The organism is uncultured Parasphingopyxis sp. (genome assembly GCF_937129435.1).
GTDB lineage: Bacteria > Pseudomonadota > Alphaproteobacteria > Sphingomonadales > Sphingomonadaceae > Parasphingopyxis.
On sequence record NZ_CAKZNF010000026.1, the window covers coordinates 1 to 16,520 of the forward strand.

Sequence of the window (16,520 nt, forward strand, 5' to 3'; positions counted from 1 at the left end):
GGCACGATCAGGGGGACGTCCGGCTCCATACGAAAGAGCGAGCTGTTATCGATCACGGTGCAGCCGGCCTTTGCGGCCTTGGGTGCATATTCACGTGCGGGGCCGGAACCAGCGGCGAACAGCGCGATATCCCATCCGGCAAAATCGAAATGCTCGATATTCCTGCACTTCAGCATCTTGCCGGAATCGCCCATCTCGACCTCGGTCCCGTGCGACCGCGGCGAAGCGACGGCGGCAACCTCGTCCGCCGGAAATTCGCGTTCGGCGAGGCAGGCGAGCATCTCGCGCCCGACATTGCCCGTCGCACCGACCACGACGACCCGATAACCCATGAGAATATCCCTTCATTCGCAAACGAAAACGGCCGACAACCCGTTCGGGGCGCCGGCCGTTTCGCTAATTGGTCCGATACTGGATCGGCGGTTTCTTAGCTTTCGGCGGCTTCCGCGACCTCGGGCTGTTCGGTCTTGATCGTCTCGCGCTCGCGATCGTCGCGCTTTTCGACGATACGCGCGCTCTTGCCGGTGCGGCCGCGCAGATAATAGAGCTTGGCCCGGCGCACGACGCCGCGCTTGACGACCGTCACGCTGTCCACATTGGGGCCGTAGAGCGGAAAAACACGCTCGACGCCTTCGCCGAAAGAGATTTTGCGCACGGTGAAGCTCGAACCCATGCCCTTGTTCGAGCGGGCGATGCAGACGCCCTCGTAATTCTGAATACGCGTGCGTTCGCCTTCGACGACCTTCACGCCGACGCGGACCGTGTCGCCCGCCTTGAATTCGGGCAATTTCTTGCCGCTGGTGATCGCATCGATGGCTTCCGCCTCGAGTTCCTGGATGAGATTCATCTCATTCGTCCCTTGTCTTGTTCCGTTGCGCACCAGAGGGCGACTGACCCGAAGCGCTCCGGTAGCGCTCCCACAGATCCGGCCGCCTTAGCCGTGTATCTTCCTCGGCGCGGGCCTTGCGCCACGCCGCGATTTTCGCGTGATCCCCCGATCGCAACACTTCAGGGATCGCGCGCCCTTCCCATTCGACAGGCCGGGTGTAGTGCGGATATTCCAGAAGGCCCGTTTCGAAGCTCTCCTCCTCACCGCTTGAAGCCGCGCCCATTACCCCCGGCAGCAGCCGAATGCAAGCGTCGAGCAGCACCAGAGCGCCGATCTCCCCGCCCGAAAGCACATAATCGCCGATCGACACCTCTTCGACATCGCGCGCTTCGAAGATGCGTTCGTCGAAACCTTCGAAACGGCCGCACAGGATCGAGACACCCGGGCCGGCCGAAAGCTGCCGCACACGCTCTTGCGTCAACGACGCGCCACGCGGCGACATGGCGAGGACGGGGGCATCGGGCTGCCGTTCACGCGCCGCATCGATAGCGCTGCCCAACACATCGGCCTTGAGCACCATGCCCGCGCCGCCGCCCGCCGGCGTATCATCGACCGTGTGATGCTTGTCGGTCGCGAAATCGCGGATCTGCAGCGTATCGAGCGACCATTTGCGGTCTTCAAGCGCGCGCCCGGCAATCGACTGAGCAAGCGGCCCCGGAAACATCTCGGGGTAAAGGGTAAGGACGGTGGCGGCGAAGGTCATTTGGACTTTTGCCAGACCCAAGCAATAAGAAATGGGAGGATCAGAATCGTGTACGCGATTGGCACTCCAATTCCGTAGAACAACATTGCCAGAAAATCTAAACGGCCCGGGTTTCCGTGGATTGTCGGATCATAGTCAACCGGAACTGACCTAGGAACGAGATAAATGTAAACGGCAAAACCGGCGGAAATCATCGGTAGTAGCCCAAGTCTCCAGAACCACCAAAGAAACGTATATCGATCATGCCCAAATCGACCGGCTACAAGGCAGAAGGCCGCCAACAACCAACCGAAACCACCGATTGCCACTGCCCCTAGAATGATATTTTCAATCCACAAAATCCGCCTCCACAACGATCCGCTGCCGCCATTCGCGGACTGCTTTACTATTCAGAGGCACCAGAAACGTCGTCTTGTCTGGTCGTTGTATCTCTATTACGTCTCCTGCGCCGAAATTATACACTGCGATACAGCGACCGATATGGTCGCCGGTCGTCGACGTGCACGATAGACCCTCAAGGTCGGAATAATAATATTCGTCATCGCCAAGTTCCGGCAATGAATCCCGTGCCACGGTCAATTCCGCCCCACGCAGCGCCTCGGCCTCGTTGCGATCCGCGATTTCGGCGAAACGGGCGATCGGCATCTTGCCCGTCGCCCGCACCGATTTCAGCGTCAGCGTCCGCCCCGCCGCTTCGAAGGTCTCGAACGCCTTGAAGCTCTCGATGCTTTCGGAAAACAGTTTCAGGCGCACCTCGCCGCCAATGCCATGTGCACCGGCAATGGCGGCGAGGGTGACGCGTTTTTCGGACAAGGAGGGTTAGTCCTTCTTTTCGTCCTCGCCGCCGTTTTCGGCAGCGTCGTCGGCAGCAGCCTCTTCGGCCTTGGCCTCTTCGGCAGGCGCTTCCTCGGCGGCAGCCTCTTCAGCCGGAGCTTCTTCAGCAGCAGCTTCCTCGGCCGGAGCCTCTTCGGCGACAGCTTCCTCGGCGGCTTCCTCGGCGGGCGTCTCTTCGGCCGGAGCGGCCTCGGCGGCTTCAACGGCCTCCTTGGCGGCGTTGGCCTTCTCGGCCTTCTCCTCGGCGCGTTCCTTGGCTTTCTCGCCCGGCTCGGCCTTTTGCGGGTTGTTGCGCGCCTTGCGCTCCATGATGCCGGCGGCATCGAGGAAACGGGCGACACGGTCGGACGGCTTGGCGCCGACTTCGATCCAGTGCTTGGCGCGCTCCTCGTCGAGCTTCACGCGATCCGGATTATCCTTGGCGAGCAGCGGGTTGTAGCTGCCGATGCGCTCGATGAACTTGCCGTCACGCGCATTGCGCGAGTCCGCAACGACGATCTTGTAATAGGGCCGCTTTTTCGCGCCACCGCGCGAGAGACGGATTGCAACAGACATTTCGTATTTCCTTCCGATTGAACTTCGATTTTTACGTGATTTAGCGCTTCAACAATTTGTCGAGACCGGGCGGAACGCCCTGCCCCGGCATCCCGGGTAGCCCCGGCATTCCACCTTTCGGCATCTGGCCACCCTCGCCCATATCGGGCATCTGGTCGCCGCCGCCGAACATCTTCATCAGCCCCTTGATGCCGCCCATCTTCTTGATGCGCTTCATCGCGGTCGACATTTCCTTGTGCATCTTGAGGAGCTTGTTGACCTCCTGCACGGTCGTTCCCGAACCCATCGCCACGCGCCGCTTGCGCTTCGCGTTCAAAAGGGCCGGCTTCGATCGCTCCTCGCGCGTCATCGATCCGATCATCGCGTCCATATGGACGAGCACCTTGTCGTCCATATTGGACTGGGCCATAGCGGCCTGCGCCTTCTTCATGCCCGGAATCATTCCAGCGAGCGCGCCGAGCCCGCCCATGCGCTGCATCTGCTTGAGCTGGTTGCGCAGGTCGTCGAGGTCGAACTGGCCCTTGGCCATCTTTTTGGCGAAGGCCTCGGCCTCGTCCTTCTCGACCGTCTCGGCCGCGCGTTCGACGAGGCTGACGACATCGCCCATGCCGAGAATGCGCCCGGCGACGCGTTCTGGATGGAATTCCTCGATCGCATCGATCTTTTCGCCGGTACCTACGAACTTGATCGGCGTGCCGGTGACCGCACGCATCGAGAGCGCCGCGCCGCCGCGCGCATCGCCATCCATCCGCGTCAGCACCGTGCCGGTGAGCGGCACCTGTTCGGTGAAGCTCTTGGCAACGTTGACGGCATCTTGGCCGGTCAGCGCATCGACGACGAGGAGGATTTCCTCCGGCTGCGATTCCGCGGCGACCGCCTTCATCTCGTCCATCAGCTGCTGGTCGACATGAAGCCGGCCCGCCGTATCGAGCATGATGACGTCGAAGGCCTGGAGTTTCGCCGCCTTCAAAGCCCGCCGGGCGATATCGACGGGCTGCTGCCCCTCGACGATCGGCAGCGTTGCTACTTCGGCCTGCTCGCCGAGCACGGCAAGCTGTTCTTGCGCCGCCGGGCGATTGACGTCGAGCGAGGCCATCATGACCTTCTTGCGGCCCTTTTCGGTAAGCCGCTTGGCGATCTTTGCGGTCGTAGTGGTTTTACCCGAGCCCTGCAGGCCGACCATCATGACGACGGCGGGCGGCGCGCCATCCAGATTGAGTTCGGACGCTTCCGATCCCAGCATCTCGACCAGCGCGTCGTTGACGATCTTGACGACCTGCTGCCCCGGCGTGACGGATTTGAGGACCTGCTGGCCGACAGCCTGTTCGGTGACGTTTTCGACGAATTCTCGCGCGACGGGCAGCGCCACATCGGCCTCGAGCAGCGCGATCCGCACCTCGCGCATCGCCGCGCGGACATCGGATTCGTTGAGCGCACCGCGGCCCTTGAGCCGATCGAATACACCGCCGAGCCGGTCGCTGAGACTGTCGAACATCGTCCTATTCCTTCCTGTCCCGCAAACATCGAGGGCGAAACGCAAAAAACGCCGGCGGGCGAAAACTCGCCGGCCAGCGGACGCCAATCTGGCGCTTCTTACGCATTCCTCGCGGAACGAATGCCGCGCAGATAGGCGAAATCGGCTCGGTTATCAAGCGATTCCCCGTCAGCGCCAGAGTTAACGCCGTTTTCACCCTGACCGGCGATAAAGGCGGCTTCGATCGATACAGAAAGTCCGTGATGACTATCACCCGTGCGGATAGCCCGACCCGAAATACCGGCGCAACCGTCGCCGATGGCCGCAACAACCGGCAGCGAGGCTGGGTCGCGACAGTCGTGGCGCTGGCGTCGGTCGCGATGTTCGCGGCCGTGGCCGGTGAAGTACTCGGCAATATCCTCGCGGGCACCGCTACCCATCGCGACCCGATCCTCGCCGTAGCCCTGCTCCTTAATATCGCGCTGATCCTGATCGGCTGGCGGCACGATCGCGAGGTCAAGGAGGAGATCGCCAATCACAGCGACGCCGCGCGCCGCGCCAATGCGCTCGCCACCAAGGATCCGCTGACCGGGCTGCACAACCGGCGATCGGCAGGCGAGATCGGCTCGCAGATGCTCGCCGAGACCGAGCGCCGCCAGATGGCGCTGGCCATGCTCGTCGCCGATCTCGACGGATTCAAGCATGTCAACGATGTGCACGGCCATCATGCCGGCGACGAACTTTTGAAGATCGTCGCGGAAAAGATGCAGCGCATCCTGCCGCAATCGGCCCTTATCGCCCGCCTGGGCGGCGACGAGTTCGCCATGGCCTTCGCGTTCGAGCCATCGGGAGCATCGACCGTGAATGCGATTGCCGACGACCTGATCGAGGCAATCGGCAGGCCGATCCCGATTGACGAACAGACCGTCCAGATCAGTGTATCGATCGGTATCGCCCGGTCCGACCATGATTGCGAAACGGTGGAAACGCTCATGCGGCGCGGCGACATCGCGATGTACGCGGCCAAGAATCAGGGCAAGAGCCGCTCGGTCTGGTTCGACAAGACGATGGAACGCGAACTCCAGATCCGCAACAAGGTCGAGGCCGGTTTGCGGACAGGCATCCCGAAAGGCGAAGTCGTTCCCTATTACGAACCGCAGATCGATATCGCGACGGGGCGGCTTCACGGTTTCGAAGTCCTGGCCCGCTGGGTTCATCCGTCGGAAGGCGTCGTCGAGCCCGAAGTCTTCATCCACGTCGCCGAGGAGGCCGGCCTTATCGCCGATCTCTCCGAAAGCGTGATGCGCCAGGCGTTCATCGAAACCCGCAGCTGGGACCCCGAACTCGTCCTTTCGGTCAATATCTCGCCGACGCAGCTCAAGGACCCCTGGCTTTCGCAGAAGATCATCAAGCTTCTGACCGAAACCAACTTCCCGGCGAACAGGCTCGAGGTCGAGATCACCGAAACGGCGCTGTTCGACAATCTCGGCATCGCCAACTCGATCATCGCCAGCCTCAAAAATCAGGGTATCCGCATCGCGCTCGACGATTTCGGCACCGGCTATTCCAGCCTGTCGCATCTGCGCTCGCTGCCATTCGACCGGATCAAGATCGACCGTAGCTTCGTCAGCTCGATCACGCAGGACAATGAAAGCGCGGCGATCGTCGATGCGATCGCGCGGCTGAGCGGCAGCCTGGGCCTGCCCGTCACGGCGGAGGGAGTCGAGAATAGCGAGATCGAGGAAGCGCTGAAAAAGGTCGGTGCGATGCACGGTCAGGGCTGGCTGTTCGGCAAGCCGATGCCGATCCAGGATATCCGCCGCCTGCTCGCCGAGCGCGACATGATCGTGCCACGCAGCCGCGAGGAAAAGGCCGAGGAAGCGCTGCAACAGATCCGGCAAATTCGCGGCACCGGCTGAGGCCGCCGTGGCGCTTCGGTAGACAGCCCCCCTCGCCGCGCCTAAATCGCGCGCCATGCACACCCCCTTCCACAAGATGCACGGGCTCGGGAACGACTTTGTCGTAATCGATGCGCGCGACAGGCCGGTCGCCATGACCGGTCCGATCGCGCACGCCATCGCCGACCGGCATACGGGGGTAGGATGCGACCAACTTATCCTTTTGGAACGCGCCGAGGACGTCGATGCCCGGATGCGCATCTTCAACGCCGATGGCGGCGAGGTGGAAGCCTGCGGCAACGCCGCACGTTGCGTGGTGCAGTTGCTCGGCGGCGATGCACGCATCGAGACGAGCGGCGGAATGATTAGCGGGACCGCGAACGGCGGCGATCCGACGGTCGATATGGGCGAACCACGGTTCGATTGGGAGGCGATCCCCCTCGCCTATGCGATGGACACCGCCGATATGCCGGTCGGCTGGCACGGCCTCGATCATCCCGCAGCCGTGAATGTAGGCAATCCGCATATCGTTTTCTTCGTCGATGACAGCGGCGCGGTGCCGCTGGCGGAAATCGGCCCGGAGATCGAAAACGATCCGCTCTTTCCCGAGCGGATCAACGTCAATATCGCGAGCATCGGCTCCGACGGCGGCATCGACCTTCACGTGTGGGAACGTGGAGCCGGATTGACGCGCGCCTGCGGCACCGGCGCCTGCGCGACGGCAGTGGCAGCGATCCGGCGCGGACTGGCGCAGAGCCCCGTCGCCGTCCGCCTGCCTGGCGGGACGCTCACTATCGACTGGCCCCCCGGCGGCACGATCAGGATGACCGGCCCGGCGACCCATGTCTTCGACGGCGAGATCGATCTGGAGGCGCTGGCATGAGCGGCCCGGAGATTGTCACGCTGGGCTGCCGCCTCAACTTCGCCGAGAGCGAGGCGATGCGCGCCATGGCTGCGGGCCGTGACGACCTCGTGATCGTCAACAGCTGTGCTGTGACGGCCGAAGCCGTCCGCAAGACGCGTCAACAGGTCCGCAAGGCGCGCCGGTCGCGACCAGACGCCGAGATCGTCGTCACAGGCTGCGCTGCCCAGATCGAACCCGAGACCTTTGCCGATATGCCCGAGGTCGACCGCGTCCTCGGTAACCGCGAGAAGTTCGACATCACCGCTTTCGCGCAACCTTCGTCGACTTCGTTCGCCGTGTCCGATATCATGGCCGTGCGCGAAACCGCGCCGCACCTTGTCACCGGATTTGCCGAACGCGCCCGCGCCTTTGTCGAGGTGCAGAATGGCTGCGACCATCGCTGCACCTTCTGTGTGATCCCCTATGGCCGTGGAAACAGCCGATCCGTGCCAGCGGGCCTCGTCGTCGATCGGATCAAGGCGCTGGTCGACGAAGGCTATCGAGAGATCGTGCTGACCGGCGTCGATGTGACGAGCTACGGCCCTGATCTTCCCGGCAATCCCAGTCTCGGCCTGCTCGTCGAGCGGATTCTGAAAGGCGTGCCCGAGCTGCCGCGTCTCCGCCTGTCTTCGATCGATTCCGTCGAAATCGACGACCGGCTGTTCGAGATCATCACCGGCGAGCCGCGTTTCATGCCGCACCTCCATTTGTCGCTGCAGGCGGGTGACGATATGATCCTCAAGCGGATGAAGCGGCGGCACAGTCGGCAGCAGGCGGTTGAGATCGTTGACCGGTTGAAAGCAAAGCGGCCCGACATCGCGATCGGCGCCGACATCATTGCGGGCTTCCCCACCGAGACCGACGAGATGGCCGCCAACACGCTGGCGCTGATCGACGATTGCGATATCATCTACGGCCACATCTTCCCCTATTCCGCGCGCAAAGGCACACCGGCGGCGAAGATGCCGCAAGTCCCCGTGGCGATCCGCAAGCAACGGGCTGCGGCGCTGCGCGAGGCGGCGGCGCGGCGAAAAGGGGCCTGGCTCGACAGCCTAATCGGCACGCGGCAACGGGTGTTGATCGAGCGGGACGGCGCCGGCCATGCGGAAAACTTTACGGAAATTTGCATCCGCCATTCGCCCTTTCGCGGGAATGACGGGCTAGGTCAGATCGTCGAATTGAAGGTGACTCGCGTCGAAGGCGCGTCCCTTGTCGGAGAACCCGTATGACCGAGTCGCTTTCCTGGACCGAACGCATGCGCGCCGGTTTCCGCAAGACGTCCGGGCGGCTCGGCGAAAATCTTGCCGGGCTCGTCAAGGAACGGCTCGACGAGGAAACGCTCGACGAGATCGAGGAAGCCCTGATCGCGACCGATCTCGGCCCGGCGGTCGCCGCGCGCGTGCGCGACCGGCTGGCCGAAGGCCGATATGATCGGCATCTTTCCGAACTCGAAATTCGCGAAATTGTCGCCGACGAGCTGGAGACGATCCTTGCGAAGGTCGCTGTGCCCCTTGAGATCGACGCCTTTCCGCGCCCGCAGGTGATGCTGGTCATCGGCGTCAACGGGTCGGGAAAGACGACGACGATCGCCAAGCTGGGGCATTGGCTGCTGGAAGACGATTACGGCGTGATGTTCGTTGCGGGCGACACCTTCCGCGCCGCCGCCATCGGCCAGCTCAAGGTCTGGGCCGAGCGTCTCGGCGTTCCGATCATTTTGGGCAAGGAAGGCGGCGATGCCGCGAGCCTCGTCTTCGAAGGCGTCAAGCAGGGCACGGAACAGGGCATCGATGCGCTGATCGTCGATACGGCGGGGCGGCTGCAGAACAAGGCGCATCTGATGGACGAACTGGCCAAGATCCGCCGCGTTCTCGGTCGGCTCAACGAACAGGCGCCGCACAATGTCATCCTTGTGCTCGATGCGACGACGGGACAGAATGCGCTGTCGCAGATCGAGGTGTTCCAGCAAGTCGCCAATGTGACGGGACTCGTCATGACGAAGCTCGACGGCACGGCGCGCGGCGGTGTACTCGTTGCGGCAGCCGAAAAATTCGGATTGCCTATCCACGCCATCGGCGTGGGCGAAAAGCTGGAAGACCTGCGCCCCTTCGATCCGCGCGCCGTCGCCCGTGCGATAACCGGCGCCGACGAATTCGATCAACCCGACGAGAACCGCATATGACCGAAACTACCGATACCGCCGACAAGGGCGAGCTTTCCGCCGGGATGCGGATGGCGCTCGATTTCGGGCCGGTCATCATTTTCTTCATCGTCAATTTCATGGCACCGGAAAAAGGCGGCATCTTCTACGCGACCGGTGCCTTCATGGTGGCAATGGCCATCGCCATGGGCATCAGCTGGTCGAAATCGGGCAAGATTTCGCCGATGCTGATGTTCTCGGGCATCATGGTCCTGATCTTCGGTGGCGTGACGCTGATCCTGCACAACGAGACGTTCATCAAGATCAAGCCGACCATCTACTACGTCTTTATCGCGAGCATCCTCGTCTTCGGGCTGTGGACCAGGCGCCCGACCCTGAAAGTGCTGCTCGGCACCGCCTATCCCGGGTTGACCGACAAGGGGTGGGACCTGCTCTCCCGCAACTGGGCGCTCTTCTTCCTGTTCATGGCCGTGCTCAACGAGGTAGTCTGGCGCAATTCGAGCACCGATTTCTGGGTCGGGTTCAAGCTGTGGGGCGCGATCCCGCTGACGCTCGTCTTCGCCTTCGCCAACGTGCCGATGCTTTTGAAGCACGGGCTGTCGGTGGAAAAGAAAGACGATCCCCCGCTCCCCGAAACCGAATAGCAAAAGGGTCGCCGGTTCCATCGAACCGGCGACCCTTGTCGCCATTGCACATGGTTTGAGGAATTAGCCGTCCTGGTCGGCGCGGCTGACGCCTTCGCCGTCGAGGTTCTTGGCTACGAACTCCCAGTTGATCGCCTTGTCGAGCAGCGCGTCGACATAGTCGGGGCGCGCATTCTGATAATCGAGATAATAGGCGTGCTCCCACACATCGAGCGTGAGCAGCGGCTGCATCCCGTCATAGACGACCGGCGTATCGGCATCGTGCAGCGAGGTGATCTCGAGATTGTCGCCATTCTTGATCAGCCAGGCCCAGCCGCTGGCGAAATGGCCGGTGGCTTCCGCCTTGAACTTCTCCAGCATCTCGTCCTTCGAACCGAAGCTGTCCTCGATCATTGCGGCGAGTTTTCCCTGCGGGATCTGCGGCTCGGGGCTCAGGCACTGCCAGTAGAAGCTGTGGTTCCAGACCTGCGCCGAGTTGTTGAACAGCCCCTGGTTCCCCTGGCTCTTGGCAGACGCGATCACTTCGGAGAGCTTGGCGCCGGCGAGATCGGTCCCCTCGACCGCGTCATTGGTCTTCGTCACATAGGCGTTGTGATGCTTGCCATGATGGTAGTCGAAGGTTTCCGCCGAAATGGTCTCGCCAAAGGCGTCCTTGGAATAGGGAAGATCGGGAAGCGAAAAAGCCATGTGAGACTCTCCTGTCAGTCCGGTGTTTCAGTCATCTAAACGCGTAACGCATAACAGCATGCGCGTATCCGGGCAGGCGAGGCTGTTGTCAAAAAAAACCGCGAAAAAATAGGCACTGCCGCCGCCGGCAGGGGCAGGTCGGCGACGACAGGATTGGCAGGTCCGCCGAAGCGGCTAGTTGGCCGGTTCGACGATGAACCTCGCCAGATCGCGTTCGGGCACATCCCAGCCCGGATCGGCTTCGGTGGCGCGCCGGATATCGTAATAGGCCTGCGTCAGATCGCCATCGAGTTCATGCGCCAGCCCGCGGCCATAATAGGCGAGCGCCGGTTTGCGCGTACCCATATCGAGCGCCATCGTGAACAGCGGAACGGCGCGGCTGCCGGATTCGTCACGGCGGAGAAGTGCGATCGCCTTGTTCAGATAGGCCTCGGGTTCATCCGCATCGAGTTCGATCGCCCGGTCGAAATTCACGAGCGCTGCATCATATTGGCCCTGGTAGAAATACAGGATGCCGAGATTGACGTGGGTCGCCGTGCGCTCGCGTTCGGTGATCGGGTCTTCCCGTAACACCGTCTGGCAGAGCTGCACATTCCGGTTCGTCGCATTCGCATTTTCCGCCGCGTGGTAGCAGGCACTGGCGCGGCTGTTGCCGAGCACGATGACGCTGGCATTGGCGGCCGTTCCGACGACGCCGAAACTTGCGGCGGCAATGGCCAGTGAAGCCATGGCTTTCTTGATCATGATCCCTCTCCTCTCGCTATCCCCGCCTATAGCATATCGGGCAACAAAATTGCGATTTTCGGGCGAATTTCGTTCGTTTTTTCCACCAATGGCCGCGAAACGCGCACGAACGACAGGTCGCTACTCCTCGCGAACGACGAATCGCGTGAGATCCTGCGCCGGCGCCTCCCATTGCGGCGCAAGTTCGCTGGCCCGGCGGATATCGTTATAGGCCGACACGATGTCGCCGTTCAGTTCATGGGCAACGCCCCGCCCATAATGGGCCACGGCCGGCTCTTCGGTGCCCAATCGGATGGCGGCATCGAACAGGGGAATCAGGCCCTCGCCCGATTGATTGCGGCGGAGAAGCGCCAAAGCCTTGTTGAGATAGGCGTCGGGCTCTTCGGCATCGATCGTAAGCGCACGTTCGTAATCGGCGAGGCCGTTCTCGAAATCTCCCGACCGCACATAGAGGATGCCGCGATTGACAAGCGTCGCGACCCTGTCACGGGCCGAAAGGGTGCGATCGGCGATCGCCTCGGCGCAATTGCGAATCTCTCCGGCACCGCTACGCCCGTCGCGGGCCGCTTCATAGCAGCCACGGGCGTTGCTGTTGCCGTAGACGGTAACGGCAGCCTGGACCGGCAAGGTCGCAACGATGGCCAGCGCCGCGGCGGCAATTGTCGAAAAGCACTTCATCGAACGCTCCTCTTCAACGACCATGTATAACCGATTTCGGCGCTATCGGCGAATCAGCCGATCAGGTCGTGACGCTTGAGCGCGTGGCGTAGCTGGTCGTAGCTCAAATTCAGGGACTTGGCCGTCAGCCGCTGGTTGTAGCGCGCTTTTTCCAGCGCCGTTTCGAGAAGCCGACGCTCATAATTTTCGACCGCCGCCTTGAAATCATCGGTCTCCGGCTCCGGCTCTGCGGCCGCCGGCTCCGCCGCGTTGGCCGGCGCCTCCTGTGCTGCCTTTGGCTTGGTGCTTCTAGGACGCCAGGGCGATTCGAACGGATCGAGCTGGATCAGGTCGACCGGGCCCCGAGCCGGATCCCAACGATAGACGGCGCGCTCGACTGCGTTGCGCAATTCGCGGACATTGCCCGGCCAGCGATGCGATTCCATCACGGCGGTCGCCTCTTCGCCGAAACCCGGCCATTCGGGCCAGTCGAGCTCGACGGCCATCCGCCGCCCGAAATAGTCTGCGAGGATCAGGATATCGCCTTCGCGCGCCCGCAAAGGCGGCAAGGTCACGACTTCGAAGGAGAGCCGGTCGAGCAGGTCGGCGCGAAACGTCCCGCGATCGACAAGCGCGGGCAAATTTTCGTTCGTCGCGGCGACGATCCGCACATCGACCTTTTGCGGATGGTTCGAGCCGATCCGGGTGACTTCGCCATATTCGACCGCGCGCAGCAGGCGTTCCTGCGCCGCCGCCGACAATGTCGCCAGCTCGTCGAGAAACAGCGTCCCGCCATCGGACTCCTCGAACGCGCCTGCCCGCGCCTTGGTCGCGCCGGTAAACGCACCGGCCTCATGGCCGAACAGTTCGGCCTCGATCAACGTTTCCGGCAAGGCGGCGCAGTTGAGCGTGATCAGCGGACCGTCCCAACGCTGGCTGAGCCGGTGCAGGCGTTCGGCGATCAACTCCTTGCCCGTCCCGCGCTCGCCGATGACAAGCACCGGACGCTCCAAAGGCGCTGCCCGACCCGCCTGTTCGACAGCGTCGAGAAAGGCGCCCGACTCGCCGATAAATTGGTTTTCGCGTTCCATCGCCATGAGTTAGTGCATTTTCCCAATTGCTGGCAATACGCACCTGAGGGTCAGGGTGTAAAAATCGCGTTAAGCCGCAGAAAAGCGCCATTTCCAAAAACTGGCACACCCCCTGCATAGTATGGGGCGCAAACGGAAACACACAAAGCCAAGGTTCAGGAGACCAACAATGACCAACATCGATTTTCGCAGCCACGCCATCGCCGCCATCGCCGCCCTCGCCGTCAGCACCACCGTGGTGCTCGGCACGGTCGGGCCGGTCCAGGCAACGGGCACCGATCGCGGAACCGTTACCATGGTAGCCGATAGCGGCACCAACGAAGTCCCGTCCGCGGTTATCGCCTAACCCGGACAGCCCGGCCGGGGAGTGGGACGCCCCTCCCCCCTCCCCGGCCACAAGTTTCGCCAGAGGGCATAAGGAGTAACTACAATGGGTATCTTTTCACGAACGCGCGACATCATCGCCGCCAACGTCACCGACATGCTCGACAAGGCCGAAGACCCGGCCAAGATGATCCGCATGATCATCCTCGAGATGGAAGAGACGCTGGTCGAAGTCCGCGCTTCGGCTGCCCGCACCATCGCCGACCAGAAGGAAATGCGTCGCTCGATCGCCAAGCTCGAGGATCTGCAGGACAGCTGGAAGGAAAAGGCCGAACTCGCGCTTTCCAAGGATCGCGAAGACCTCGCCAAGCAGGCGCTGGTCGAAAAGCAGAAGGCCGCCGACATGGCGGATCGTCTGAAGAGCGAGATCGAAGTGCTCGACGAAGCGCTGGAAAGCTACGAAGCTGACATTTCCAAGCTGCAGGGCAAGCTGCGCGAAGCGCGCACCCGGCAGAGCAACGTCTCGGCCCGCCTCGAAAGCGCGGAAAACCGCTACCGGCTGCGCGAACTCCACAATGGCGAGCGTGTCCAGGACGCCTTCACCCGCTTCGAAGTGCTCGAACGCCGCGTCGATGACGCCGAAGGCCGCGCCGAAGCCGCCGGCATGGGCACGCAGCCCAAGAGCCTGGAAGACGAAATCGCCGAGCTGGAATCGAACGACAAGGTCGAAGCCGAGCTCGCCGCGATGAAGAAAGCGCAGAGCAAGGGCTCGAGCGCAGCCAAGGAGGCGTAACCCATGGAAGACATTCTCGTCCCCATCGGCGTCGTCGGGATGCTCTTCATCGGGCTCCCCTGGATCATCTTCCACTATGTCACGCAGTGGAAGAAGGCCGGCACGATCACCCAGGAAGACGAAAATCTTCTCGACGAGCTCTACGAACTGGCTCGCCGGCTGGATGACCGGATGCATTCGATCGAACGCATCATCGCCGCCGACAATCCCGACTGGAGCGGCCCGCCGCAACTGCCCGAGGAACGCGCCATCGAAAGCGAACACCAGGGCAATGTCCGCCGCCTCTAAAGAACACTATCTCTCAACAGGAGACACCGAGATGCAAAACCGCCGCACCAAATTCTACCTCGATAAGCAGAACGCCAAATGGCTCGGCGTGTGCAGTGGGGTTGCCGACTATACCGGGATCGACGTCCTCTGGGTGCGCGTCCTGACCGTCCTCACCACGCTCTTCTTCTTCCAGCCGCTGTTCGTCGTCTACTTCGTCGTCGGCTGGCTGGCCCCGAAAAAGCCGCTGGGCCTTTACGGCAACGAGGAAGAAGCCAAGTTCTGGCAGGGCACGCGAGCCAATCCGCATCGCACCGTCAACGGCCTGCGCTCGCGCTTCCGCGATATCGACCGGCGGCTCGCCGATGTCGAGATCATGGTGACGAGCCGCAACAATCGCCTCGCTCAGGAAATCGACGCACTTCGCTAAACGCCCGGCCAGGGTTCAGGAAACACAGGTTCAGGAAGGAAATTGCAATGAGTTGGGGAGGCCCCAGTTTCGTCATCGCGATCATCGCACTCAGCATGGGCGCATGGGTGATCACGACATGGATACGCGCCAAGCACGGATATGATCTCGAAGACGAATGGGGCGGCAAAACTTCTCGCCGCGATCCGGACGCCGATCGGAAGATCGAACTGCTGGCAAACGAAAATGGCGACCTGAAGGACAAGATGATGCGGCTCGAAGAGCGGATCTCCGTCCTGGAACGCATCGCCACGGACAAGGGCGCGCGGCTGGCCGACGAGATCGAAGCGCTGCGCAACGAAGGATAGGGGAACAGGGATATGGAAAATTTTGCAGAAGTCGCACCGGTCGCCGCCATCATCGCCGTGGTTTGTATCGGCGGATGGGTGCTTACCACCTGGATGCGGATCAAGAACGGCTACCCTCTCGACGGCAGCTGGGGCCAGGCGGTCTATCCGAAGTCCGATCAGGAAACGACCGAACGGGTCAAGCTGATCAGCCAGGAAAATGCGCAGCTGCGTGCCGAACTCGGGTCCGTGAAGGACAGGCTCGCCACGCTGGAGCGGATCATCACCGATGGCGGCTATGTGCTCGACCAAGAGATCGAAAGCCTGCGCGACCGCGCGAACTAGGAGGCCGACATGGAAACGATTGGGATTTTGCTGCTGACCGTTGTCTTCCCGATATGTGCGGTCACCGCGTGGGTGCTCGGGCCCAAATGGCTGGAGACAAGAGCCGACCGGACTGCCGAGAAAGCAGCGCAATATGCGGCCAAGACCGAAAGGCTCGAACAACGGGTCGCGGTTCTTGAGCGGATCGTCACGGACCGGTCGGCCGCGCTCGGGGATGAAATCGAAAAACTGCGGGACGAACCGCTCAACTAACGAAAATCAGGGAAAGGTTCAGGGAAAGCCAAATGATAGACAATCCATTCGCCATGGTCGTCGCCATCGTGCTGATCGTTTCGATCGCCGGTGTGATGCGGGCAAAGTACAAGGCCGGTCTGGGCGAGGACGAGAACGGTAACACCGTCCGCCTCACGGATCCGGATGCCGACAAGCTCCGCGACGAAGTGCGCACGCTGAAGGAACGGATCGCCGTCCTCGAACGCATCGCCACCGACCGCTCCAATCGTCTCGAAGACGAGATCGAAGCGCTTCGCGACGAGACCAGATAAGGGAGGATTTCATGTACGAACTGACATCAGTCCTTGCGATTTCCGCTGCCAGCCTGGCCGGGCTTACCATCGCGGCCTTCGCCACGCTCAAGGGCTGGCGCGGCTGGCTCGACCTGAAGCGGCTCGAAATGGACCGCGACCGGCGCGACGAGGACAGGCCCGCCGCCTCGACCGGATCGCGCATCGAGATCGCCGATCTTAAGGAACGCGTCCGCAAACTCGAAGCCATCGCGGCCGGTATCGAGATCTAGC

The 16,520-nt window shown here is 62.2% G+C and carries 23 protein-coding genes and 1 pseudogene; 14 read left to right on the forward strand and 10 right to left on the reverse strand.

Annotated elements, in window-relative coordinates; genetic code table 11:
- From Q0139_RS05030 to ffh, 6 genes and pseudogenes are all read right to left on the reverse strand, one after another.
- A pseudogene (locus Q0139_RS05030) lies at positions 1-332 on the reverse strand (aspartate-semialdehyde dehydrogenase); the annotation flags it as partial.
- A 95-nt stretch (positions 333-427) separates the two neighbouring features.
- Positions 428-847 (reverse strand): 50S ribosomal protein L19, encoded by a 420-nt coding sequence (rplS, locus tag Q0139_RS05035; protein ID WP_298018401.1) that lies wholly within the window; start codon positions 845-847, stop codon positions 428-430.
- 1 nt (position 848) lies between these two features.
- Entirely contained in the window at positions 849-1,592 is a 744-nt protein-coding gene (gene trmD, locus Q0139_RS05040; protein WP_298018404.1) for a tRNA (guanosine(37)-N1)-methyltransferase TrmD, read from the reverse strand.
- A gap of 327 nt (positions 1,593-1,919) precedes the next feature.
- Positions 1,920-2,405, reverse strand: a complete 486-nt coding sequence (gene rimM / locus Q0139_RS05045) for a ribosome maturation factor RimM (protein WP_298018406.1) — start codon at positions 2,403-2,405, stop codon at positions 1,920-1,922.
- Between the two features lie 6 nt (positions 2,406-2,411).
- On the reverse strand, positions 2,412-2,981 hold the full coding sequence (gene rpsP / locus Q0139_RS05050; RefSeq protein ID WP_298018410.1) for a 30S ribosomal protein S16: 570 nt from the start codon (positions 2,979-2,981) through the stop codon (positions 2,412-2,414).
- A gap of 40 nt (positions 2,982-3,021) precedes the next feature.
- Positions 3,022-4,476 (reverse strand): signal recognition particle protein, encoded by a 1,455-nt coding sequence (gene ffh, locus Q0139_RS05055; protein WP_298018414.1) that lies wholly within the window; start codon positions 4,474-4,476, stop codon positions 3,022-3,024.
- A gap of 242 nt (positions 4,477-4,718) precedes the next feature.
- Here ffh and Q0139_RS05060 point away from each other — a divergent pair, with 242 nt between their 5' ends.
- The 5 genes from Q0139_RS05060 to Q0139_RS05080 are packed head-to-tail and all read left to right on the forward strand — an operon-like array spanning position 4,719 to position 10,059.
- Positions 4,719-6,374, forward strand: coding sequence for an EAL domain-containing protein (locus Q0139_RS05060; RefSeq protein ID WP_298018417.1), 1,656 nt, complete (start codon positions 4,719-4,721; stop codon positions 6,372-6,374).
- 55 nt (positions 6,375-6,429) lie between these two features.
- Positions 6,430-7,236, forward strand: a complete 807-nt coding sequence (gene dapF, locus Q0139_RS05065; RefSeq protein ID WP_298018419.1) for a diaminopimelate epimerase — start codon at positions 6,430-6,432, stop codon at positions 7,234-7,236.
- Entirely contained in the window at positions 7,233-8,486 is a 1,254-nt protein-coding gene (gene mtaB / locus Q0139_RS05070; RefSeq protein WP_298018422.1) for a tRNA (N(6)-L-threonylcarbamoyladenosine(37)-C(2))-methylthiotransferase MtaB, read from the forward strand. Before dapF ends, mtaB begins: the two co-directional genes overlap by 4 nt.
- A complete protein-coding gene (gene ftsY, locus Q0139_RS05075) occupies positions 8,483-9,436 on the forward strand; it encodes a signal recognition particle-docking protein FtsY (RefSeq protein WP_298018425.1) in 954 nt (317 codons plus the stop codon). The genes mtaB and ftsY overlap by 4 nt, the downstream gene beginning before the upstream one ends.
- Positions 9,433-10,059, forward strand: a complete 627-nt coding sequence (locus tag Q0139_RS05080; RefSeq protein WP_298018428.1) for a septation protein A — start codon at positions 9,433-9,435, stop codon at positions 10,057-10,059. Before ftsY ends, Q0139_RS05080 begins: the two co-directional genes overlap by 4 nt.
- Positions 10,060-10,122: 63 nt before the next feature.
- On the opposite strand, the gene Q0139_RS05085 is transcribed toward Q0139_RS05080, so the two are convergent.
- From Q0139_RS05085 to pspF, 4 genes are all read right to left on the reverse strand, one after another.
- Complete coding sequence (locus Q0139_RS05085; RefSeq protein ID WP_298018431.1) at positions 10,123-10,746, reverse strand: superoxide dismutase; 624 nt, start codon at positions 10,744-10,746, stop codon at positions 10,123-10,125.
- A 174-nt stretch (positions 10,747-10,920) separates the two neighbouring features.
- Positions 10,921-11,490 carry a tetratricopeptide repeat protein gene (locus tag Q0139_RS05090; RefSeq protein ID WP_298018434.1) on the reverse strand — a complete coding sequence of 190 codons (570 nt, stop codon included), beginning with the start codon at positions 11,488-11,490 and terminating at the stop codon, positions 10,921-10,923.
- A 120-nt stretch (positions 11,491-11,610) separates the two neighbouring features.
- The gene (locus Q0139_RS05095; RefSeq protein WP_298018437.1) at positions 11,611-12,168 is read right to left on the reverse strand and encodes a tetratricopeptide repeat protein; all 558 of its coding nucleotides are present in this window, start codon (positions 12,166-12,168) and stop codon (positions 11,611-11,613) included.
- A gap of 53 nt (positions 12,169-12,221) precedes the next feature.
- Positions 12,222-13,238 carry a phage shock protein operon transcriptional activator gene (pspF, locus tag Q0139_RS05100; protein WP_298018554.1) on the reverse strand — a complete coding sequence of 339 codons (1,017 nt, stop codon included), beginning with the start codon at positions 13,236-13,238 and terminating at the stop codon, positions 12,222-12,224.
- Between the two features lie 169 nt (positions 13,239-13,407).
- Here pspF and Q0139_RS05105 point away from each other — a divergent pair, with 169 nt between their 5' ends.
- The 9 genes from Q0139_RS05105 (at position 13,408) to Q0139_RS05145 (ending at position 16,519) form a co-directional block, all read left to right on the forward strand.
- Positions 13,408-13,584: a hypothetical protein gene (locus tag Q0139_RS05105; protein ID WP_298018440.1), complete on the forward strand. Its 177-nt coding sequence runs from the start codon at positions 13,408-13,410 to the stop codon at positions 13,582-13,584.
- Positions 13,585-13,668: 84 nt separating this feature from the next.
- The gene (gene pspA / locus Q0139_RS05110) at positions 13,669-14,355 is read left to right on the forward strand and encodes a phage shock protein PspA (protein ID WP_298018443.1); all 687 of its coding nucleotides are present in this window, start codon (positions 13,669-13,671) and stop codon (positions 14,353-14,355) included.
- A 3-nt stretch (positions 14,356-14,358) separates the two neighbouring features.
- Positions 14,359-14,643, forward strand: a complete 285-nt coding sequence (pspB, locus tag Q0139_RS05115) for an envelope stress response membrane protein PspB (protein ID WP_298018446.1) — start codon at positions 14,359-14,361, stop codon at positions 14,641-14,643.
- 31 nt (positions 14,644-14,674) lie between these two features.
- The gene (pspC, locus tag Q0139_RS05120; protein WP_298018449.1) at positions 14,675-15,052 is read left to right on the forward strand and encodes an envelope stress response membrane protein PspC; all 378 of its coding nucleotides are present in this window, start codon (positions 14,675-14,677) and stop codon (positions 15,050-15,052) included.
- Positions 15,053-15,099: 47 nt separating this feature from the next.
- A complete protein-coding gene (locus tag Q0139_RS05125) occupies positions 15,100-15,399 on the forward strand; it encodes a hypothetical protein (RefSeq protein WP_298018452.1) in 300 nt (99 codons plus the stop codon).
- A 12-nt stretch (positions 15,400-15,411) separates the two neighbouring features.
- Positions 15,412-15,723 carry a hypothetical protein gene (locus Q0139_RS05130; RefSeq protein ID WP_298018455.1) on the forward strand — a complete coding sequence of 104 codons (312 nt, stop codon included), beginning with the start codon at positions 15,412-15,414 and terminating at the stop codon, positions 15,721-15,723.
- 9 nt (positions 15,724-15,732) lie between these two features.
- Positions 15,733-15,975, forward strand: coding sequence for a hypothetical protein (locus Q0139_RS05135; RefSeq protein ID WP_298018458.1), 243 nt, complete (start codon positions 15,733-15,735; stop codon positions 15,973-15,975).
- Positions 15,976-16,007: 32 nt separating this feature from the next.
- Positions 16,008-16,268, forward strand: coding sequence for a hypothetical protein (locus Q0139_RS05140; RefSeq protein WP_298018461.1), 261 nt, complete (start codon positions 16,008-16,010; stop codon positions 16,266-16,268).
- 11 nt (positions 16,269-16,279) lie between these two features.
- Entirely contained in the window at positions 16,280-16,519 is a 240-nt protein-coding gene (locus Q0139_RS05145; protein WP_298018464.1) for a hypothetical protein, read from the forward strand.
- Position 16,520: the final 1 nt, after the last annotated feature.